At 44.5% G+C, this 21,711-nt stretch carries 24 protein-coding genes; 8 read left to right on the top strand and 16 right to left on the bottom strand.

Going from position 1 to position 21,711, the window contains the following annotated elements; translation table 11 throughout:
- The first annotated feature begins 7 nt into the window (after positions 1-7).
- The 5 genes from CEW93_RS07780 to CEW93_RS07760 all read left to right on the top strand — a co-directional run bounded on the left by CEW93_RS07780 (position 8) and on the right by CEW93_RS07760 (position 8,166).
- A complete protein-coding gene (locus CEW93_RS07780; RefSeq protein ID WP_089539337.1) occupies positions 8-859 on the top strand; it encodes a ScpA family protein in 852 nt (283 codons plus the stop codon).
- 18 nt (positions 860-877) lie between these two features.
- Entirely contained in the window at positions 878-2,014 is a 1,137-nt protein-coding gene (locus tag CEW93_RS07775; RefSeq protein ID WP_089539373.1) for an Mrp/NBP35 family ATP-binding protein, read from the top strand.
- A 160-nt stretch (positions 2,015-2,174) separates the two neighbouring features.
- Positions 2,175-3,701 carry an acetyl-CoA hydrolase/transferase family protein gene (locus CEW93_RS07770; protein WP_089539338.1) on the top strand — a complete coding sequence of 509 codons (1,527 nt, stop codon included), beginning with the start codon at positions 2,175-2,177 and terminating at the stop codon, positions 3,699-3,701.
- A 220-nt stretch (positions 3,702-3,921) separates the two neighbouring features.
- Positions 3,922-6,387: a hypothetical protein gene (locus tag CEW93_RS07765; RefSeq protein WP_089539339.1), complete on the top strand. Its 2,466-nt coding sequence runs from the start codon at positions 3,922-3,924 to the stop codon at positions 6,385-6,387.
- Positions 6,388-6,405: 18 nt separating this feature from the next.
- Positions 6,406-8,166, top strand: coding sequence for a hypothetical protein (locus CEW93_RS07760; protein WP_089539340.1), 1,761 nt, complete (start codon positions 6,406-6,408; stop codon positions 8,164-8,166).
- A 48-nt stretch (positions 8,167-8,214) separates the two neighbouring features.
- On the opposite strand, the gene dapF is transcribed toward CEW93_RS07760, so the two are convergent.
- Positions 8,215-9,111, bottom strand: a complete 897-nt coding sequence (gene dapF / locus CEW93_RS07755; RefSeq protein ID WP_089539341.1) for a diaminopimelate epimerase — start codon at positions 9,109-9,111, stop codon at positions 8,215-8,217.
- Between the two features lie 87 nt (positions 9,112-9,198).
- Positions 9,199-9,831, bottom strand: a complete 633-nt coding sequence (locus CEW93_RS07750; RefSeq protein WP_143822758.1) for a hypothetical protein — start codon at positions 9,829-9,831, stop codon at positions 9,199-9,201.
- 188 nt (positions 9,832-10,019) lie between these two features.
- Here CEW93_RS07750 and CEW93_RS07745 point away from each other — a divergent pair, with 188 nt between their 5' ends.
- The gene (locus tag CEW93_RS07745) at positions 10,020-10,460 is read left to right on the top strand and encodes an HIT family protein (RefSeq protein ID WP_089539343.1); all 441 of its coding nucleotides are present in this window, start codon (positions 10,020-10,022) and stop codon (positions 10,458-10,460) included.
- Positions 10,457-10,948, top strand: coding sequence for a pyrimidine dimer DNA glycosylase/endonuclease V (locus CEW93_RS07740; RefSeq protein ID WP_089539344.1), 492 nt, complete (start codon positions 10,457-10,459; stop codon positions 10,946-10,948). The genes CEW93_RS07745 and CEW93_RS07740 overlap by 4 nt, the downstream gene beginning before the upstream one ends.
- Here the strand turns inward: CEW93_RS07740 and CEW93_RS07735 are convergent.
- The 3 genes from CEW93_RS07735 to CEW93_RS07725 form a co-directional block, all read right to left on the bottom strand.
- Positions 10,945-11,565 carry a murein L,D-transpeptidase family protein gene (locus CEW93_RS07735; RefSeq protein WP_089539345.1) on the bottom strand — a complete coding sequence of 207 codons (621 nt, stop codon included), beginning with the start codon at positions 11,563-11,565 and terminating at the stop codon, positions 10,945-10,947. The genes CEW93_RS07740 and CEW93_RS07735 overlap by 4 nt on opposite strands.
- Before the next feature lie 77 nt (positions 11,566-11,642).
- Positions 11,643-12,041, bottom strand: a complete 399-nt coding sequence (locus CEW93_RS07730; protein ID WP_089539346.1) for a hypothetical protein — start codon at positions 12,039-12,041, stop codon at positions 11,643-11,645.
- Positions 12,042-12,120: 79 nt separating this feature from the next.
- Positions 12,121-12,894, bottom strand: coding sequence for a ferredoxin--NADP reductase (locus tag CEW93_RS07725; protein ID WP_089539347.1), 774 nt, complete (start codon positions 12,892-12,894; stop codon positions 12,121-12,123).
- A gap of 161 nt (positions 12,895-13,055) precedes the next feature.
- Between CEW93_RS07725 and tsaA the strand changes: the two genes are divergently transcribed.
- The gene (tsaA, locus tag CEW93_RS07720; RefSeq protein WP_089539348.1) at positions 13,056-13,766 is read left to right on the top strand and encodes a tRNA (N6-threonylcarbamoyladenosine(37)-N6)-methyltransferase TrmO; all 711 of its coding nucleotides are present in this window, start codon (positions 13,056-13,058) and stop codon (positions 13,764-13,766) included.
- On the opposite strand, the gene ruvA is transcribed toward tsaA, so the two are convergent.
- The 11 genes from ruvA to CEW93_RS07665 all read right to left on the bottom strand — a co-directional run bounded on the left by ruvA (position 13,755) and on the right by CEW93_RS07665 (position 21,588).
- Positions 13,755-14,387 (bottom strand): Holliday junction branch migration protein RuvA, encoded by a 633-nt coding sequence (gene ruvA / locus CEW93_RS07715; RefSeq protein ID WP_089539349.1) that lies wholly within the window; start codon positions 14,385-14,387, stop codon positions 13,755-13,757. The two genes, tsaA and ruvA, sit on opposite strands and share 12 nt — an antisense overlap.
- Before the next feature lie 68 nt (positions 14,388-14,455).
- Complete coding sequence (fba, locus tag CEW93_RS07710) at positions 14,456-15,493, bottom strand: class II fructose-bisphosphate aldolase (protein WP_089539350.1); 1,038 nt, start codon at positions 15,491-15,493, stop codon at positions 14,456-14,458.
- Between the two features lie 85 nt (positions 15,494-15,578).
- A complete protein-coding gene (locus tag CEW93_RS07705) occupies positions 15,579-15,791 on the bottom strand; it encodes a hypothetical protein (protein WP_089539351.1) in 213 nt (70 codons plus the stop codon).
- A 5-nt stretch (positions 15,792-15,796) separates the two neighbouring features.
- Positions 15,797-16,135 (bottom strand): ISC system 2Fe-2S type ferredoxin, encoded by a 339-nt coding sequence (fdx, locus tag CEW93_RS07700; protein WP_089539352.1) that lies wholly within the window; start codon positions 16,133-16,135, stop codon positions 15,797-15,799.
- Positions 16,136-16,168: 33 nt separating this feature from the next.
- Complete coding sequence (gene hscA / locus CEW93_RS07695; protein WP_089539353.1) at positions 16,169-18,028, bottom strand: Fe-S protein assembly chaperone HscA; 1,860 nt, start codon at positions 18,026-18,028, stop codon at positions 16,169-16,171.
- A 120-nt stretch (positions 18,029-18,148) separates the two neighbouring features.
- Positions 18,149-18,694 carry a Fe-S protein assembly co-chaperone HscB gene (hscB, locus tag CEW93_RS07690; RefSeq protein ID WP_089539354.1) on the bottom strand — a complete coding sequence of 182 codons (546 nt, stop codon included), beginning with the start codon at positions 18,692-18,694 and terminating at the stop codon, positions 18,149-18,151.
- A 1-nt stretch (position 18,695) separates the two neighbouring features.
- Positions 18,696-19,016, bottom strand: a complete 321-nt coding sequence (gene iscA / locus CEW93_RS07685; protein WP_089539356.1) for an iron-sulfur cluster assembly protein IscA — start codon at positions 19,014-19,016, stop codon at positions 18,696-18,698.
- A 26-nt stretch (positions 19,017-19,042) separates the two neighbouring features.
- Entirely contained in the window at positions 19,043-19,429 is a 387-nt protein-coding gene (iscU, locus tag CEW93_RS07680; protein WP_089539358.1) for a Fe-S cluster assembly scaffold IscU, read from the bottom strand.
- Between the two features lie 21 nt (positions 19,430-19,450).
- Positions 19,451-19,840 (bottom strand): RidA family protein, encoded by a 390-nt coding sequence (locus CEW93_RS07675; protein ID WP_089539359.1) that lies wholly within the window; start codon positions 19,838-19,840, stop codon positions 19,451-19,453.
- An 18-nt stretch (positions 19,841-19,858) separates the two neighbouring features.
- A complete protein-coding gene (locus CEW93_RS07670; protein WP_089539361.1) occupies positions 19,859-21,082 on the bottom strand; it encodes an IscS subfamily cysteine desulfurase in 1,224 nt (407 codons plus the stop codon).
- Positions 21,079-21,588 (bottom strand): Rrf2 family transcriptional regulator, encoded by a 510-nt coding sequence (locus CEW93_RS07665; protein WP_089539363.1) that lies wholly within the window; start codon positions 21,586-21,588, stop codon positions 21,079-21,081. Before CEW93_RS07665 ends, CEW93_RS07670 begins: the two co-directional genes overlap by 4 nt.
- Between the last annotated feature and the right edge of the window lie 123 nt (positions 21,589-21,711).

Raw genomic sequence — 21,711 nt, 5'->3', positions numbered from 1 at the left:
GGCAGTTATGGCACAAACTGGGCAAAACAACCACGACACAGGCGTTCGCATTTTTGATACGCCTGTGGTAAGTCTGCCAGATGATTTGTACATACCTCCCCATGCGTTTGCGGTGTGGTTGGAGCAGTTTGCAGGCCCTTTGGATTTTTTATTGTATTTGGTAAAAAAGAACAATTTTGATTTGGCGGATACTGCCATTTTGCCAATTACCGAGCAATATTTGAACTATATTCGTGAGTTGGACGACTCATATTTTGAATTGGCTGGCGATTATTTGCTCATGGCAAGCACATTGATTGCCATCAAAAGTGAGTTACTTTTGCCACAAAGCAAACCATCAGGCGATGAAGATAATCCCAAAGCACGACTCATTAGGCGACTAGAAGAATATGCTCAAATCAAAGAAGCCAGCATTCGCCTTGATGGACTGATTCGTTTTGAGCGTGATGTGTTTGTGGCATTTACCAGCTTGCCAAGTGTAGAAACCATGCAAGACCATTGCCATAAATTTTCAGCCGACATATTGGTAAACAGCCTTGTGGCAATGCAAATCAAGCCTGATTATCAAATGCACCACATTAAAACCGACCCTGTGCCGTTGTCTGAGCGTATTGCAAAAATCAGTCGGATTTTAAGTAAACAAGGTGGGGCGACTTTTCATGAGTTGCTGGATAAAACACAAGGGCGTGTGGGTGTGGTGGTGAGTTTTGTGGCGGTGTTGGAGCTGATGAAACGTGGGCTGATTGGTTTTGCTGATGATGGCGTAGATGTGGATTTAGCCATGACCAAAAATTTACCACAACATTCTACCAGCTCAGATGATGATATTGGCGGACAGATGTTGTATTGGTTGTGTTAAAGTAAAATGGGCGGTGTTATGTTTTCATTATTTAAAAAATCTAAGATTGATGTGAAAGCCGTAGATGAGATATTGGCTAATACCAAATTGTTTGGCAAGCCAATCACGTCTTTTATTACCGACAAATCTGCCCATGAAGATGTGCTTGATGTCTCCTTAAAGATAGACAATGCAGCAGATGAGCGTGAGCTTGAACGCAGTTACCATGCCTTACAAAGTCAGCTACAAGGCGTGGGCGTGGGTGAGCTAAATTTTCATGTGTCAAAAACTGCCAAAGTTTCATCAGCCAAAACATTTCACCCCAAAGAAACCACGCCTGCCAACAGCCCCCAAAAAACTGCTCCCACCCAAGATGACATTGCTCCCCACCCACGCATTCGCCACACCATCGTGATAGCGTCAGGTAAAGGGGGTGTAGGTAAGTCCACCACGGCGGTCAATGTGGCGTTGGCATTGCAAAGTTTGGGTCATAAAGTGGGTATGTTAGATGCGGACATTTATGGGCCTAGTGTGCCTGACATGCTTGGTGTGGCAGGTGTTAAACCAATTGTAGAGCATGAGCAATTTGTACCCATTGATGCTCATGGGCTTGCCATACTGTCCATTGGTAGCTTGCTAGATACCAACAGCACGCCTGTGGCATGGCGTGGGATTAAGGCAACAGGGGCGTTGATGCAGCTTTACAACCAAACCAACTGGCCAAACTTAGATTATCTTATCATAGACATGCCCCCCGGCACAGGCGACATTCAGCTCACTTTGGCTCAGCGTATTGCTGTTACAGGAGCAGTCATTGTAACCACGCCACAACACATTGCACTGCTTGATGTCAAAAAAGGTGTTGAGATGTTTGCCAAAACCCACATTCCCATCATAGGTATTATTGAAAACATGGCTTTACATACCTGCACCAACTGTGGACATACCGAAGCCATATTTGGTACAGGTGGGGCAGATGAGATGACCAAAAATTATGGCGTGCCATTTTTGGGGCGACTGCCTTTGGCAAGTGCCATTCGTGAAAGTGTGGATAATGGCGTACCAAGTGTTATCCAAGGTGATGATTTTGCTCATTTTTATTTGGACATTGCCAAAAACATAGAGGATAAGATTGGACAATATGCTAAAGTGCGTAATGACGGCAGAATTTTTTAAATGGTTTATTTTGTTGTCAAAATACCCAAATGCTTTGATTTAAAAAAATCATGATAAAACAACAATCGGCTATTTATTTTGTGGGTAATCGGTGTTAAAATCTTAATACTTGTGCAAATGATTATTTGCTAAGTTTTCATTTATTGGATAAGGAATGATTATGTCTATTGACCGTATTCGCCACGCAGGTTTGCGTGATAAAGTGATGAGTGCTGAGCAGGCGGCAGAATTTGTAAAAAACGGCATGATGCTTGCCATCACAGGCTTTACAGGGGCTGGATACCCTAAGGCTTTACCAACTGCCATTGCCAATAAAGCCAAAGATTTGCACGCCAAAGGCGAAAAGTTTAGCATTGGTATGGTAACAGGTGCGTCCACCGCTCCTGAGTGTGATGGTGTGCTGGCAGAAGCGAAAGCCTTGCATTTTCGCTCGCCATTTCAATCTGACCCAACCTTGCGTAACGGCATTAACGCAGGCGAGATTGCTTATCAAGACATGCACTTATCGCACGTTGAACAGCAAATGCGTCAAGGTTTTTATGGTAAATTTGACATTGCCATCGTAGAAGCTACCGCCATCACCGAAAACGGCGAGCTGGTTTTTGCCATGGGTATTGGTCATGGCGTAGAAGCGGTCAAAAATGCCGATAAAGTCATCATTGAGATTAACGCTGCCCTAAGTGCAGGCTTAGAAGGCATGCACGACATTTATGGCGAAGTGGGTCTGCCACCGCACCGCAAGCCCATTCCTATCACAGGAGCATTTGACCGTATCGGCACAGCAGGTCTTACCATTGATACCGATAAGGTTGTGGCGATTGTGCTGACTGATGCTGGCGACCGTAACTCTAAATTTGCTGAGCCTGACGACGTTTCTAAGCGTATCGCTGCCCAAGTGATTGATTTTCTTGACCATGAAGTCAAAGCAGGTCGCTTGCCCAAGAGCTTATTACCACTTCAATCGGGCGTAGGTAACGTTGCCAATGCGGTGATGGCAGGTCTTTTGGATGCACCATTTGAAGATTTGGTGGGCTACACCGAAGTACTCCAAGACGGTATGCTTGATTTGATTCTTGCCAAAAAGATGAAAACAGCGTCTGCCACCGCCTTGTCATTTAGCCCAGATGCCCTAGCTCGCTTTAACGAAAACATTGAGTTTTTAAAAGATAAAATCATCTTGCGTCCGATGGAAATCAGTAACAACCCTGAGATTATCCGCCGCTTAGGTGTGATTGGCATGAACTCTATGATTGAAGCGGACATTTATGGCAACGTAAACTCCACGCACGTCATGGGCACTCGCATGATGAACGGCATTGGCGGCTCTGGCGACTTTACGCGTAATGGCTTTTTCTCATTCTATGTCAGTCCATCAACCGCCAAAGGTGGTGCAATCTCTGCCATTGTGCCTATGGTCAGCCACCATGACCACACCGAGCATGATGTGATGTTTATTGTTACTGAGCAGGGCATGGCAGATTTGCGCGGTAAAGCACCAAAAGAGCGTGCCAAACTTATCATTGAAAACTGCTCGCACCCTGATTATCGTGATATGCTGCGTGATTATTATGACCGTGCCTTGGTGGCAAGCCAAAAAGCAGGTGGTATCCACACGCCACACATTTTGCTAGAAGCTCTGTCATGGCATCAGCGTTTTGTTGAAACAGGAGATATGCGTATCAAATAATCTTTTGATACAGTTATCCCAACCAGCACCCAAGATTATCTTGGGTGTTTTTTTGTGTAAAATGATGAATATTGGGGGTGTGATTAAATCGCCATCAAAAGTTTGTCAAATGATGAAAAAATGATGAATTAATTAACCGTCATATAAAAAAATCTTTTTTCGTTTTAAAAATTGTGTATAATTGCTGTGGTTATTGTTACTGATATTTTATGGAAATCTGATGTCAAAATTTTATTTAAAACCTGCCGTGTTGTCAGTGGCAATGGTGCTTCTTACTGCCTGTCAGCATACGCCTGATTTGACTGTCGCACCGACGACCACAAGTGTCATTCCCCCAAGTGCCAAAGCATTTTTTGATGAAACATCACCATCTGCCACCGCCAAAGCACAATTTACAAAAGCCATTAACGAATATCTGCTCAAAGAACGTCATACGGTTTCCACGCATTATTCACAGGTCATGCCACTATATGCTGATGACAGCCCAAATAAAAATGCAGACCCATTTTGGGGCAGTTTTGTTAAGGTGCAAGAGTTTCAGCGTAACCACCAAGACATTAATCACCAACCTTATCGCACCGAATCTGAATATTTAGATGAAGGCATGAGTGATGATGTCGCCATGGTTGATTTACCTTATTTGCGTTATAATGACCAAGATGACCGCTCAACTGTTGGCAGAACTGTGGCGATGACCGATGATACTTATTTGCAAGTAAATCATCAAATTAATGGGTTGGTGCAGGCTACTAATGAGACCATTAGCGATTTGGATGATGAAATTTTATCTGCCATCGCCGCCCGACGTGTGAGTGAGAAAGATGAAACAGGCAAAAACATCTTATCATCACTTAATCAGCTAAAAAAAGAGCATGATGCCGAACATAACGAGCTAAAAAAATCTGCCCAAGGTTATCAAATCCAAGATTTAAATGACACAAAAGCGTGCTTAGGTGATTATGAGACAGGGGTGCGTGAACTTTTAAAAAAATCTATCAGTGCAAGCGATGAACAAACAGTTCAGTTACTCTACCAAAACTACACCGTTTGTACGGTTGGTTATGGTTTAAACAAAACCATCACGCCTGCCACATATATTGCCAACGGTTATACAGAACATCATCTTAACGTTACAAAGGACTTATTGGCCTGTCAAAAGCAAGCAATACAAGGACAGCGTGCTTTGCGTGCATCAGGTCGTACTTATGCCAATGATGATAAAGCGTATTTGGACAATTATGTGGATTTTGCCAAATGTGCTGGTGAGCATTTGGGCGTTGATGATGAGATTGTTGATTTTGAAAGTGCCAAATATGCCACCTATCCCATGAGAAACGTGCGAGATTATGGTGAGTTTGATGAGTACCACACCCGAGTGGACAAATATCAAGGTTTATCTGGTTGGTTGCAAGCTTACCGAGACATGAAACAATACGGTCAAAATACAGACAGTAAGCCCAATGATGAGCTGTCTGTTTTAAACAGGTTTGGCATATATGGCAGTATGATGGCAAGCATGCTAGATTATATCAAACAAACACCTGAGCAGCTGACTGCCAAAAATCTTTATCAGTACAATAACACCACCATCACCAGCCTGAGTCATCATAATCCTGCCAATCGTCAGGCAACGATATTGTGGTCGCTAGATTTTGAGTCGCCCACCGCTCGTCAGTCAGCACAACTGCCCATACAGACAGACTTTGGAACGGGTGTGGTGAATGCGGACGTATCGGCGTTGTTGCCTTTGGCGGCAGCGATTGTGCCTAAATATGCACCTTTACCAAAAGATGTACCAAATGGTCAGATGTATTTTAAAGCACCCCATGAGCTTGCCCAAAAAATACCCAGCCATGTTATTTATGATGCCATCAGTCGTGGTGTGGTTGTGGCGATAAAAGAGCTAGACAGTGAGAGCTTTACCCCTGTGGCAGGCCAAGACGATTTTGCCAAACAAATTCGTGCCAGCCATACCATCAAAATTCATCTTGGTACTCAGCAGATGGGCGAGATGTACGCCACCATTGCCAAAATGGTCGTGCAAGATTTAAATGCTTATGTGGACGCAAACCCTGATATTTATCCTGACATCATCGCCACCAAGAACGATAAAAACAAAGGCATTAAAAAGGGTGAACATACCGCCGATACTGTCAAAAAAGCCATCAAGGACTTTGCCACGCTAACCATGGCTCATCGCAGCAGTGATGTTGGTGGATTGTTGCAGGCGATAGAAGGGTTTTTGCCTTTTAGCATGAATACTGCAAGCTATGTGTATTTAAGTGCTGATGGTAAACTATTGGGCTCACAAAGTGTGATGGAGTTGCGTGATGAGTTGCATGATTATCGCCTAAAAAATATCACCCAAACTCGCCACGACAAAGCCTTTTTTGATAGTCATGTTTTGTCAGGGCAGTTTTATCAGGCATTCAGTGAGCCTACTTCTGTTGATGGTGTGGCGTTGATAAAATCATCTGTTGATGATTATCGTTTTAAAAAGACCGCCCAGTCTGTCCGACAAGAATATGCTTTTAGTTTAGATGCTGTCAGCAATGACGATACGTCTAATGTTTCTAATCTTTGTATGCAAAATACAGACAACATCACAGAAACTGCTAACGATGATGTTCGTCAGATGGCAGAAGCATTTAAGCAAAAAGAATGTTCAACACGCCAATATAAATAAACCGCCTAAGGAATGATGATGACTTTACAAAAAATGACCTGTCTGATGGTGGGGGCAAGCTTTTTGACGGCTTGTGCCACAACATCACCAATCACCCATGATAATCCCACGCCATCTGCAATGAGTGCCAAAGATAGCCTAGCATCTGCGGTCAAATCACAGTTATATCATTCGTTTGGTTATCAAACAGATGTTTATGTCTCCAATCATGCTCACCGTGATGAACTTGCCAATGCTCCCCAAGATGACAGCGTGCCAACCGAAAATGACTGCAATAAAACCCATGATGATGCTTATGTGGCGTTGTTAAAAAAAGCCCGTGATGAACAGGGCGGTAAAAAACTTGATGAGTATTTAAAGAAGAATTATTCACAAGAACAACAAGCCATCAAATCTGCATATCAAACCTGTATGACGGCGGTGATTGGCGATAAAGATGGTTATGAGCCTTTTGATTTTGATGCATTTTATCAACAATATCATGCTTTAAATGCAGACGAAAAAGCCCAAGCCTTTTTGGCAGATACTGCCGCTCATGTGGTGGCACAAATGGCGATTGATGAAGTGGAAAATGATGAAAACTCAACAGACCATGCCTTAAACGCCAAAAAAGCTGAGCTGCTAAATGCTTACTTATTGCAGTCGGGTCGTGTATCTGTCATGGGCAGTTATCACCCCTTAAAGGGCTATATGACAGCATTGCCAAGTGTGCAATACAATGCCAAAAACCTACATTTTTCTGTCAATCAGCCCATACATATTGACATAAAAGCAGGCGGGATATATCTGTGGGCGGATAATTTTGCATTGGCGAACAGCCAGTTTTTAGATAAGAATTTGGGCGATAAGTGGCAAAATAAATGGTTGTTTTTACCATTAAATGATGGCAGTTTGCCTGATGATTTTATTAAAGATTTGACCCAAGCATATTTGACTGCCAAAAAAGAGAGTTTTTTGGTAACGCCAAATGAGAGTTTTGATTGGGTGAGTGCTGACAGTTTAAAAGGCGTGCCATTTTTGGTGGACAACCTTCCCCAAGCGACATTTGCCACCATGACTGCCACGCCCCGCATCATCAAAAATGAGCTTAGTGCAAAAGATAAGGCGTACCGTGATTATGTGTTTGCCGAAGTGCTGTATAATACCATCATTAAAAAATATCCAGATTTGGCATTGGAGCAGTTGCTAGGTTATGATTTACAAACGATGGAGCGAGATATTGTTGATGGCGAAAGTGTTGTTACGGTGCGTAATGCTGATAAGCCACAAAATGATGAGAGTGCCACGCCCCAAGAACCCAAAATAAACGCTCGCTTTTTTGCGGTCATGTTTTTATCAAATCTAAACCAACAAGTACAAAGCTACTATCATAGCCTAGATGAGCAAAATGCCACCCAAGATGATGTTGGTAATGATACAGGCACGCCCAGTTTGGTGTATTATGGCATTGATGGTGGCAAAGTGTCTTGGGTAAGTCAGCGTTATTATTTGAAAAACCAAGGTCGCTTGACAAAGAAACTGTCAGATGTGCCGATGATGGTTGATGTTTTTACCAAAATCCACCAAGATGCCAGCCAAACCAAAACCTTTGCTCGCCTGCCAAGTCATCTACAAACCCCAAATGCCAGTAACAGCATTAATTTGCTAGATTATAAAGATGAGTTTTTAAAGAACATACAATCAGGCAATGACAAGTATTTACAAACCTTAATGGGGCTGGTATTTGGGACAGATGTGTTGGACGGTGATGTTGAAGAGTTGGAGTTTGACGAGCCATAATGGGGCGACCAAGGCACAAGGGCGACTTGCCCTTGAATGCCAAGTTGATTATTCGCCATCATGACTGGGTGTTAGGTTAATCCCTGCTTGGGCGGCAAGACCATCAGGACTAAACACGCCTTCATACACAAACGATGTTGGACCTGTCATCATCACCGAGTAGCCGTCTTGATAGCGTATGGCAAGACTGCCCCCATAAAGCTGGGCTCTGATGTCCACGCCTTCATCAAGCCAGCCTTCACGCACGCCCACCGCAACTGCCGCACACGCCCCTGTGCCACAGGCTTGGGTTTCGCCCACGCCACGCTCATAAACACGCAAGCGGATATGACGCTGATTGACCACTTGTACAAAGCCAACATTGACCCGCTCTGGAAAGGCTTCGTGGCTTTCAATCAGTTTGCCAAGTCTTGACACATCGGCGGTGAGCACATCGTCCACTTGTATGACGGCATGGGGGTTGCCCATATTGCAAACATAAAACGATACAGGCGTATCATCTATCATCATGCGGTAGCTGTTACCAACTTTGGTGATGGCTTTGGGGGCAAAAGGTATCTCATCAGGTTCAAATTTGGGTTTGCCCATATCTACTTGTACCCAACCATAGCGGTCAGTAGTCAGCGTGATAATGCCACTTGCTGTCTCCACCCGAAGACGTTGTTTAAAGGAAAGTTTGCGAGCTTGGACAAAAGTGGCAAAACATCTAGCACCATTGCCACATTGGGAAACCTCTTGGCCATCTGCATTAAAAATCCGATATTTAAAATCCACATCAGGACGGCTCGGCGGTTCTACGATTAACAACTGGTCAAAGCCAACACCCAAATGACGATCAGCAAGCAATTTTACCAAATCAGTCGTTAGATTCATGCGTTGCGTTACTAGGTCAATCACCATAAAATCGTTGCCAAGACCATGCATTTTGGTAAATTCAATCAGCATTTGTTTATCCTTATTTTCGTCAAATTTGCCGTTTCATCTTACCACGTTATACCAAAATTATAAAGGATAATTTGGGGCTTGACCGTCTCAAAGGCTGTCCATTACCTTGGTGCTGATGACGTCTGCCAAATGTGCTAAAAACTGTGGCGACTTGTCTTTGGCGATGTTTAAAATCTGCGTGGTAGCAAGTGCGTGGCTGTTGGGTAGGCGAGTGTAGCTTTCATTTGGTGCGATGGTAAATTCATCATCGGATAAATCCACGCTGATGAGTGTTTTGGTGGTAGTTTTATGTAGGACGTGGACATTGCCCGAAAAAGCAAAAGCCTGAGCTTCTTTTTGCATTAATCTGCTTGGTTCGCCATCGTAGTGGGTCTGAAATTCTTTGGCGGTATTGGTGAATTGTAAATGCAAAGCAAGCGGAAAATCGTCCCAAACCAGTACGGTTGTGCCTGTGATTTTGATGTGGGTGGCAGGTTTGATGGTGTTTGGGGGTAGACCAAGCAAGGTGGCGGCTTCTTGGGTGGTCATTTTTTGGGTACTGTATTTTAAAAATGTCGCAAGTGGTTTGTCGGTTTTGATGTCATCAGGCAAGCTGTCATAATGTGCCAAAAACATCATGGGCAAATCACGCTCACAGATGAGCTTGTCTATTTTAACGTTGTGTACCCGAAAAGAAGTGTCATTGATGATAAATTCTTGAAGTATAAAAGTATCGGTCATGGCTGGCTCTTGATTAAAATAAGTTAATATATCATAAATCATTTAAAAGAGAAAATCATGTTTTGATAGACAAGATAGTGAAAAGTGTGCTTTTTTGGCGATGGTTTATTTGCCTTATCTGTGCGTAGAATGATTGTATTATCAAGCGTCTCTTGCTACAATGATGGTGTGTTTAGATTACTTTGGAAATGACGATGAGCTACAATTCTGATAATATTTTTGCCAAAATCCTACGTGGCGAGATTCCCTGCCACAAAGTTTATGAAGATGATAAAACTTTGGCATTTATGGACGTCATGCCACAGGCGACAGGTCATGTGTTGGTTGTGCCAAAATACCAAGCGGTAGAGCTGACTGATTTGCCCTTAGAATATGCCACCGCCGTGATTGCCACCGCCCAAAAAATCATCAAAGCTCAGCGTAAAGCACTTGGGGTCAATGGCGTGGTACAAATGCAGCTTAACCACCAAGATGCAGGTCAAAGCGTGTTTCATTATCACCTGCACCTAATCCCTAGCCATGTCCACGAACTTGGTAAGCATGAAGGTAGCTTTGCCGACCCAGATGAGCTTGCTTTGCTGGCAAGTAAAATCAGTGCCAAGATTGATGATGGTGTTGTAACAGCTTGAATATCTTTTATTTGGACAGCGACCCTGTCATTTGTGCTATGTATCATGCTGATAAACACGTGGTCAAGATGATACTTGAATATGCTCAGCTACTTTGTACCACACATCATTTATGTGGTGCAAAGACGTTTGATGATGAACAAAAAGCCATGTTGTATCGCCCCACCCATCAAAACCACCCATCTGCACTGTGGGTGCGTCAGTCTTGTTGGCATTATGGCTGGTTGTATCAGTTGTTTGTCTGTTTGTGTGATGAATATACACACCGCTATGGCAAGGTGCATCTGACTGACAAAAAACTGCGTGCCATATTAAGCACCAATCCCATTACCACAGACATGCCGTTTGTACCACCGCCACAAGCCATGCCTGATGAGTATCGCTGTGATGATGCGGTGCAGGCGTATCGTGAGTATTATCGTCATGCTAAAAAAGATATGTTGGCATTTACACATCGGCTACCACCCATTTGGTTAAACCAAATTTAGGGCAAAATATGAATGGGGGCATTGTCCACCACCGCCACAAACAGCTCGTCCATCTCACGGTCGGTAACGGCGATACAGCCATGTGTCCAGTCTTTTAATAAGTGATTTGCTCCGATGATGTCGCCAAGACCGTTTTTAATGCCATGAATTTTAATCGCTCCGCCTGCGGATTTGCCATGCGATTTGGCAAAAGCGACATCTTGGGCGTTTGGGTAAGAAATCCCCAAATTTTTATGATAAGCACTGTTTGGATTTCTGTCATTGATAGAATAAACGCCTTCGGGGGTTTTCATGTCGCCTTCAAATTGCTTGTGCCCTATGGGACTTTTTCCCAGTGAAATCGGATAAATTTTAATCAGTTTATCTTGATAAAAAGCGTGCATTTCCCGTTTGGATTTATAAACAATCAACTTGTCAATCTGCGTGCCTGCTGGTAGGGCGGGCTGATTAACCAGTTCTAGCTGTCTTGGCGATAGAGTGTGTTGGGCGATGGCAGACCCATGGGATGTGACTGATGGAGCAGTGGCTTGACTGGCAGGATTGGTGGGAGCTTGACTAAATACCACCGCAAAAGCAGATAAAATCAGTAGGGCAAACACAGATAGAGCGATTTTCATAAACAAACACCAATAATAAAAGGCTTGCCCTTAGTCTAACACGTCTTTTTTTGATGTCATGTGAAAAAATGATGAAATTATCGGAGCTGTTGGGAGTAAATTTCGGCAAAGGCGTTGAGTATGACAGGGTTAATCTCTGGGGCATTTGGATATTCTGCCTGCATTTTTTCAAGAGCCTGCGAGCAGATGGATAAGCTATTGTGATGGGTGTAAAATTTTTTAATGCACGCATCAATGGCTGTGTACTCTTGGGAGATGGCGTTTCTGGGAGTTTGGGGAAATAGGGCGTTTCTAAAATGGTATTCGTAAGCAAATAAGGCAATGATGATAAGTAAGATGCCTGTAATCACCGTTTTTAAAAGGTAGGCTAATAGGGGCTTTTTTTGTGCAACATGATGGGTTAATGTGGCATGACAGTTGATACACTCGGTGTTTATGTGATTGTTGGCGTGGCATTGTTGACATTCAATGTACATAAAAATCCTTCAATGGGCGTATTTGTTGATATCATTACTTGACTTGCAAAAAACACGCCCAAATTTGGATTTTTTTAAATTAGCCTACAAATGCTCGCTCTACCACATAATCAGCAGGCACACCCATACGCGGTGAAACAGTCAGACCAAATTCGTCCAAAATGGCAGACGTGTCAGCATTCATTGCCATGCTACCACAAATCATCACACGGTCATTTTCTTTGCTTATGGGGGGCAGCCCAATGTCTTCAAAGAGTTTGCCTGATTTTAAAAGCTCAGTAACACGTCCTGTGTGTTTAAATTCATCACGAGTAACGGTGGGATAATAAATGAACTTTTCACGCACCCATTCGCCAAAAATCTCATCATTGGGCAAGTCGTTTTCAAACATCTCACGATACGCCAAATCTTCCACATGACGCACGCCGTGTACCAAAATTACCTTTTCAAAGCGTTCATAGACTTCTGGCTCACGCACAAGCGACAAAAACGGAGCCAGCCCTGTACCTGTTGCTAACATATATAAGTTTTTGCCGGGTAATAAGTCATCGAGCACCAGTGTGCCTGTGGGTTTTTTGCTGACCAGCAGTTCATCGCCAACTTTGATGTGTTGCAGGCGTGATGTCAAAGGGCCGTTTTGGACTTTGATGGAGTAAAATTCTAGCTCTTCTGCCCAAGCAGGCGAAGCGATAGAGTAGGCACGCACGAGTGGTTTGCCATCAACTTCTAGCCCAATCATGGCAAATTCGCCACTACGAAAACGCAAACTGTCGCTACGCGTGGTTTTGATGGTGAATAGGCTGTCTGTCCAGTGGTGGACATAAGTAACAGTTTCTTTGATAAATTTTGACATGGCGTATCACTTTTATTTAGGATTGAGAATTATTTCGGTTGCTAAAAGTACCACAACATTGGGTAAAGACAAAATGTGTGTTATGATAATGATTTTTGCCACAGACAGTTACTAATGGTTGGCAACGCCCATCATTTTAGCACAAATCCCCTAAAAAATCCATGAACACCCATACACTTCCCATCATTGGTTACCATCATTCACCTTTGACCCAAAAATTTGGCATTCCCCGTCAGCCAAACCTTGTTGCCATCAAAAGCCACATTCGCTTTGTTGCTCCCTTTGATACGCCGGATGCTTTTGCGGGTATTGAGCAGTATAGTCATTTGTGGGTGCTGTGGCAGTTTCATCATAATAAAAGCCAAGCCAATTTTCGTCCACAGGTGCGTCCACCCAGATTGGGCGGTAACGATAAAATCGGTGTTTTTGCCACACGCAGTATGTACAGACCCAGTCAGCTTGGTTTGTCGGTGGTGGCTCTTGATAAGGTGGAGATGGTGGACAATCAAACGATTTTGCACATTACAGGGGCGGATATGGCAGATGGCACGCCCATTTTTGACATTAAGCCTTATTTGCCTTTTGTGGATAATGTCAGTGGTGCGGTGGGTGTGGATAGGCCAGTTACCAAAACAGTCATCATCAGTGAGCCAGCCAAGGCTAAGTTGGCTGATTGCGTGTCTGATGGCGTGCTACAACCACAAGATATGCAGATGATTAGCGATTTAATCGCCCAAGACCCACGCCCTGCCTATCGCCAAACAGAAACCGATAGCGTTTTTGTGATGCGTTATGGGGCGGTGGACGTGGAATTTTATATGGATGAGCGGGGCGTTTTGGTGCTGTGTGGCGTGCGACCATTAAAACCCTGACAAAATTTTTAGACTCGCCTTTAATAGGTTGGACGTGGTCAAATCATCATCAGGCAGGGTTTGTTTGGCGGTTTTGATGGCGGATTGGGCTTCTTTTTCTTTGTAGCCAAGGCTTACCAAGGCACTTTCGGTCTCAGCGATGACGTGCATGGGGTTTGCGGTTTGGTTGTTTTCTTGGCTTGGCTGGTGCTTGGTATCAACAAAATTGTCATCACCTATATTATCGAGTTTACCATTTAGCTCAATGATAAGGCGTTGGGCGGTTTTTTTGCCAATGCCTGCCACACGAGTTAGGGCGGTTTCATCACCATACTCTACGGCGTGGCGTAGCTCTTGGGCGGGCAGTGTGGAGAGTATGGCAAGTGCCATTTTTGTACCCACACCATTGATTTTAATAAGTTTTTTAAAAATTTCTCGCTCAGCTTTGTCGGTAAAACCAAAGAGCAGATGAGCGTCTTCACGCACATGAAGGTGGGTAAATAAGCTGACACTTGCCCCCACACTAAGCCCACAAAATGCCCCAATGGGCAGCTCAATCTCATAAGCCACACCGCCACTTGTCATCACACAAGCCACAGGAGCGGACAGGTAGGCAACTTGCCCTGTAATCATGCCAATCATAGCTTTCCTTATTTGGTATCAAAAAACAAAACCCAACATATCGCTGGGTTTTGCCAAAATGTGTACGATTATTTGTAATATTCTACCATCTTTTCTAGGCTGATGGGACGAATTTTACTGGCATTACCTGCACTACCAAAGGCTTCATAACGTGCCACACAGATGTCTTTCATGGCGTTGATGGAAGCCTGCAAGTATTTGCGAGGGTCAAACTCGGCAGGGTGTTCGTTCATAAACTTGCGAATTGCCCCTGTGCTTGCCAAACGCAAATCGGTGTCAATGTTGATTTTGCGTACGCCGTGTTTGATGGCATCTACCAGCTGTTCCACAGGCACACCATAGGTCTCGCCGATATTGCCACCATTTTCGTTGATGATTTTTAGCCACTCTTGGGGGACAGAGCTTGAACCGTGCATGACAAGGTGGGTATTGGGTAGGGCTTCATGGATTTCTTTGATACGCTCAATCGCCAAAATATCACCTGTTGGTGGACGGGTAAATTTATACGCACCATGTGAAGTGCCCACGGCGATTGCCAAAGCGTCCACATTTGTATCAGCGACAAACTGACGAGCTTCATCTACTGAGGTCAAAAGCTGACTGTGGTCAAGCACGCCTTCAGCTCCCACGCCGTCTTCTTCGCCTGCCATGCCTGTCTCTAGGCTACCTAGCACGCCGATTTCACCTTCTACCGACACACCGCAAGCATGAGCCATTTTGACGACTTCACGAGTAACGCCTACATTGTACTCGTAATCAGCAGGGGTTTTGCCATCTTCTTTTAATGAGCCATCCATCATCACCGAGCTAAATCCAAGCTGGATAGAACGTTGGCAAACGGCAGGGCTGGTACCGTGGTCTTGGTGCATGACCACAGGAATGTGTGGCCACTCTTCAATGGCGGATAAAATTAAATGACGCAAAAACGGTGCACCTGCGTATTTACGAGCCCCAGCAGAAGCCTGCACAATCACAGGGGAGTCAGTTTGGTCGGCTGCCATCATGATGGCACGCATTTGCTCTAAGTTATTGACGTTAAAGGCAGGCAAGCCATAAGCGTGTTCGCCCGCATGGTCTAAAAGTTGGCGTAAAGATACGAGTGCCATAGGTCGCTCCAATGAAAATTTATATATTGTAACAAATAATTTGACGTTGATAAATAGCCTGCTAAGATTTATCTGTCATCAGACATTAAGGCTGACTTTGATGTTTTTTGATAAGATGATAAATCACTGCAAATAAAGGCAATAGCAAAAACAACGCCCAAAAACTTGTCCAAAGCACAAAACCCACTAGCGTGCCAAGTATGCCAATCACAAGGGTTAGTGTCAGCTGAAAGTTGCATTCTGCCACAAACTCTGTCAGCAGTTCTTTGGTGGTGGGTTTTTTGTTGGGTGTTGTCATGCAGTTTAATGATTTTCTTTGGCGTGATTTAGGGTGTATTTGGGGATATGAATGGTCAAGTTTTCATCAGCGACAATACACTGGCAAGACAGACGAGAGTTGGGCTCTAAGCCCCACGCACGGTCAAGCAGGTCGGCTTCTATGTCGTCCATTTCTTCTAGGCTGTCAAAGCCTTGACGAATGACAACATGACAGGTGGTGCAAGCCTTTGACATGTCGCAAGCGTGTTCAATCTTGACCCCATGCTCATGCAAGCCTTCTAGTAGGTTGTCGCCTTCATTAAGCTCAACGGTCGCCCCTTCTGGGCAAATCTCATGATGGGGCAGTACGGTTACAGTTACCATAGTATTCACTTCTTTTTGATAAAAATGTCTAAGTTATCGCCAGTCGCTTGTTTTTGTGCCTGCCAATGCTTGTTTGATGTTTTGATTCATGATGACAGAGGCAAAGTGGTCTGACAAAGGTTTGAGCTGACTGACCGCACTATCTAGCACCGCTTTGTCGTCAGTGGCGATGGCGGATTTGACTTTGTTTATTTGTTCTTGTAAATCAATGACTTGTGTTTGTGTTAATAAATCAGCAAACTCTGCCAAAGCCGAATCTAATGCCAAAATCTCACGCTCAGCCTCTACTTGTGCTTCAATGAGCATGCGTTTTTCTTTGTCTGCTTTGGCATGAATAAATCCGGCTTTTAATAGCTCTTCTTGCTGACTTTCGCTCAATCCATAGCTTGGCACCACATCAATTTTGCTAGCAACTTTGGTGCTTAGCTCCATGGCAGAGACGGTAAGCTGACCATTGGCATCAATGGCAAAGGTAACTTCCACACGAGCAAGCCCCGCTTTCATGGGCGGAATGCCAGTTAAGGTAAAGTTTGCCAAGGTGCGACAATCTGCCACGGTTTCACGTTCGCCTTGCACCACATGAATCACCATGCCTGTTTGCCCATCTGTGTGCGTGGTAAAGGTTTGGCGACGTGCCACAGGAATGGGCGTGTTACGTGGGATAATCACTTCGGTCAGACCGCCCATCGTTTCAAGCCCTAGCGACAAGGGTGTAACATCAAGCAAAAGCAGATTTTGACTGTCGTTAGAGATGAGCTGATGAGCCAGTCGTGTTGCACCTAGGGCGACCACTTCATCAGGGTTGATGGAGCAAAGGGGGGTTTTATCAAAATATGCTTGCACCGCATCACGCACAATCGGCATGCGTGTTGAGCCACCCACCAGCACCACATCGTCAATCGTCGGTTTGTCAAGGCGAGCGTCTGTCAGTACTTGCCCAACAATCTGCATGGTTCTTTTGATGACAGGCTCACAGATTTGGCGTAGCTGTTCATGGGTTAAAAGCGTGGTAAATGGCGTGCCATTGATGTCAATATCTACTGATACCGCTTGACGGCTTGACAAGGTTTGTTTGTAGCTTTTGGCAAGGCGAGCTAGGGCGGATTTTTGGGTGCTATCTACGTCTTTGGGGTCAATGCCTGCTGATCTGATAAAAAAGTTGGCGATTAAACGGTCAATGTCATCGCCCCCCAAGGCACTGTTGCCCCCTGTTGCCAAAACTTCAAACACGCCATCATTTAAATGTAGCACAGACACATCAAAAGTGCCACCGCCCAAATCATAAATCAGATAGGTGCCTGTGGTGGCAGATTTGTCCAAACCATAAGCGATGGCAGCGGCGGTTGGTTCGTTAAGCAGGCGTAAGACAGGCAGTCCAATGCTGGTAGCGGCGTCTTTGGTGGCTTGACGCTGTGCTTCATCAAAATAGGCAGGCACAGTAATCACTGCCCCTTGTATGCTGTCAGCAGGCAAACTGGCTTTGGCGTGATTAAATAGCTTGGCTAGGATATGAGCCGATGTTTCCACAGGGGATTTTTCACCTTGGGCGGTGATAAATGCGGGCATGGCATTGTCTGTGCCAGTCAGCTCATAAGGGTGGCTAAATTTGATGTCATCAAGCGAGCGACCCATAAAGCGTTTGGCGGAGATGATGGTGTTTTTTGGGTCATCAAAAGACAGGGCGTGATGACCCACCACAGGCATGTCTGATTTGTCGCCATAATAGACCACGCTTGGCATCAAAGGTGAGCTGCCAAAGGGTAGCACGTCTGCTCGTCCAGATTTGACGACTCCCACCAAAGAATGCGTTGTCCCAAGGTCAATACCTAAGGCAAAACGATGTTCGTGGGGTTTGGCAGATTGGTTGGGTTCGCTGATTTGGAGTAAAGACATGGTAGTTTGGTCTGATAAATTGGCTGAGCAAATGGCACACGCTTTGTGGGCGATAAAATTGACTGGTAATCTTATGTGTTTAATGTTTTTGGTATTGGTGGCTTTTAAGCAAACTTAACATTAAACATATAAATCATCGTCATTGTCTGTGTTATCACCAAGTTTGGCTTGGGATAGGGCATGATGAATGTCATCATATAAATTAGCCAAAAACTTCATTTTTTGGGCGATGTTTTGGGCAATATCCCACTGTTTGTCATTAAATGCCTGATGAAATTCTTTGGCGGTTAGGGTTTGTGCTTGGCTGACCGTATGAGCGATGGCTTGGATGCTTGCGTGGTCTTTGTCAAGGATGGCATCTTCTAAGTCCATGCGAAATTGCATCATCTGCATCAAAAACGGCTCATCACAGATGGATTTGTCCAAATTAAATGCCACACCCACATATTCTAACAGATATACCGCACGACTGTCATCACGATTTAAGGTGGTGTAAGCGTGGTTAATCAGGGCGGTATTTTGTTCGGCGTGTTTAGTCTCATCACCCAAAAAATTATCTGGGTGGTGTTGTTTTTGTAGTGCTAAAAACTGCTGTTTTAGGGCGGTTTTGTCAATGTCAAATCTTACAGGCAGACCAAATAAGGCAAAAAAATCATTTTGTTTCATATCACACCGTAAAGGATTCGCCACAGCCACATTCACCAGTTTGGTTGGGGTTGGTGAATTTAAAGCCAGAGTTTAGCCCTTCGGTTACATAGTCCATCTGTAAGCCGTCTAGATAGACCAAACTTTTTGGGTCTACAAAAACACTCACACCATCATTGTCAAACCGCTCGTCGGTGTCGTTGGGTTCGTCCACAAATTCAAGCACATAGGCAAGCCCTGAACACCCTGCCGTTCGTACGCCCACACGAATGCCAACACCTTGACCACGGTTGTCAAGAAACTCTTTGACATGGCTAATCGCTCGCTTGGTTAGGGTAATCATACGCTCTCCTATGTGTTGATGACAAGTTAAACGGTGGCCGCTTTGGCTTGATAATCTTCAATCGCTGCTTTGATGGCATCTTCTGCCAAAACAGAGCAATGCACTTTGACAGGGGGTAGGGCAAGCTCGGTGGCGATGTCTTTGTTTTTGATGGCGGCGGCTTCATCTAGGGTTTTGCCTTTGAGCCATTCAGTAACCAGTGAGCTTGACGCAATCGCACTGCCACAGCCATAGGTTTTAAATTTGGCATCTTCAATGATGCCGTCATCGCCCACTTGGATTTGCAGACGCATGACATCACCACAGGCGGGAGCTCCGACCATGCCTGTGCCAACATTTTTGGCGTTTTTATCAAGATTACCGACGTTGCGGGGGTTTTCGTAATGGTCAATGACCTTGTCTGAGTATGCCATAAGTTTCTCTCTGTTGTCTGTTTATTTGGATGTTACTGCGGTTGCATTCATTGTCATCAATGCCCCTGCCTTAGGTAGGTCGGCTACCACAATCACTGTTCTGGCAGGATAATGCTCTTGAAAGATTTCAGCATAAGCACGGTTCATTTCAGCAAAATCTTCTACATTTTTTAAAAAGACATGAATGTGTAAAATATTTGTCAAATCAGCATTGACCATCTGTAACATATGCTCAAAGTTGAGCAAAATTTGTTTACTTTGTGAGTAGGCATCAGCACCTGCCATCTCACCCGTTTTTGGATTGACACCAGGTGTGCCAGAAATTTGTATAAAATTACCAACTTGGCTAAAATGACTATAAGGACCAATGGGGGCAAACAAATTTTTTGGGGTGTGATGAGAAATCGTCATAATGCCTACCTTGATTGATTAGTGTTCTTGCCACTCAACCTGACTAAAATCCACGCCTTCTTTAAACATGTCCCAAAGTGGTGACAGTTCACGCAATTTGTTTACCGCATCATGAATTTGAGCAAGCACACGGTCAATGTCTTCTTCGGTGGTGTAGCGACCAATACTAAAACGAATGGACGAATGAGCCAGCTCATCAGGGCGACCGATGGCACGCAGCACATAAGACGGCTCCAAAGTGGCAGACGTACACGCCGAACCTGATGACACCGCCAAATCTTTTAGGCTCATCATCAAACTTTCACCTTCTATAAAGTTGAAGCTGACGTTTAAAACATTTGGCACGCCTTGCTCAAGAGAGCCATTGAGATACACTTCTTCAATGTTTTGTAGTCCTTGCCATAGTTTGTCTCTTAGGTGAGAGATGTGAGCATGGTCTTCATCAAAACGTTGTACTGATAATGCAAAGGCTTCGCCCATACCCACAATCTGATGGGTAGCAAGTGTGCCAGAACGCATACCGCGCTCATGACCGCCGCCGTGCTGTTCGGCTTTGATGCGGACACGGGGCTTACGGCGTACATACAATGCACCGATACCCTTAGGACCATAAATTTTGTGAGCAGAAAAACTCATCAAATCCACTTTTAAATCATTTAAATCAATCTTGATTTTGCCAACCGCTTGGGCGGCGTCCACATGAAACAGCACGCCTTTTTCGCGTGTGATTTCGCCGATGGCTTTGATGTCTGTGATGGTACCAAGTTCGTTATTGACCGCCATCAGACTGACCAAGATGGTGTCTTCACGAATGGCATCTGCGACCTGTTGGGGGTAGATAAGCCCTGTGCCATGTTCTGGTTCAAGATAGGTGATGTCAAAGCCTTCTTCTTCTAGCTGACGGCAGGTGTCCAAAATGGCTTTATGCTCAATCTTGCTGGTGATGATGTGTTTACCTTTGCTTTGGTAAAAATGAGCCACACCTTTAAGTGCAAGGTTGTCAGATTCTGTCGCTCCGCTAGTAAACACAATCTCTCTGGGGTCAGCACCAACGGTTTCGGCAATCTGCAAACGAGCATTTTCAACCGCTTCTTCGGCTTGCCAACCAAAACCATGTGAGCGAGATGCAGGGTTGCCAAAGATGCCATCAAAGGTCATATAATTGACCATTTTATCAGCAACCTCCTTGGCAACAGGCGTGGTGGCGGCATAGTCTAAATAAATTAAAGAAGTCTGGCTCATGCTGGGCTTGCTCCAAATAAATTAATGGTGTTAATGGTGTCTTTTTTGTTGGTTTTGTGATGAACAAATTTTTCTTGACGGTCAGCGATGGTGTGTGTGTGGTGAGAGCTTAATAAATCTCCAAGTGTAACTTGGCTAAGATAAGCTTCAATATGAGCGGACAAGCCATGCCACAAATCGTGGGTCAGACACATCGCCCCGTCTTGACAGTCGCCTTTGCCACCGCATTGCATGGCATTAACGCTTTCATCTACGGCGGTAATGATGCTCATGATGTCAATTTCGTTGAGTGGCTTAGCAAGATGGTAGCCACCAGAAGCACCCCGTGTGCTACTGACCAAGCCTTTTTTGCGAAGTTTAGAAAAAAGCTGTTCAAGATAGGATATGGAGATAGACTGGCGTTTTGCAATGTCGGACAATGACACCGCTCCTTGATGGCGACTTTCTTGTACCGCCAAATCCAATAAGGCAGTAACGGCATAGCGTCCACGAGTCGTTAATCGCATATATACTAATTCCAAATTGCCTAGCCTAAATCACTAGGCGTGGGTAAATGATGGGTGTATTATAATAATCCCTAGTAAAATAGTCAAGATTGTTTTTAATGATTTGTGTGAATTTTTACGATT

It is taken from the genome of Moraxella sp. VT-16-12 (genome assembly GCF_002224245.2).
Taxonomy (GTDB): domain Bacteria; phylum Pseudomonadota; class Gammaproteobacteria; order Pseudomonadales; family Moraxellaceae; genus Moraxella.
This window is presented reverse-complemented; position numbering and strand designations above follow the sequence as displayed.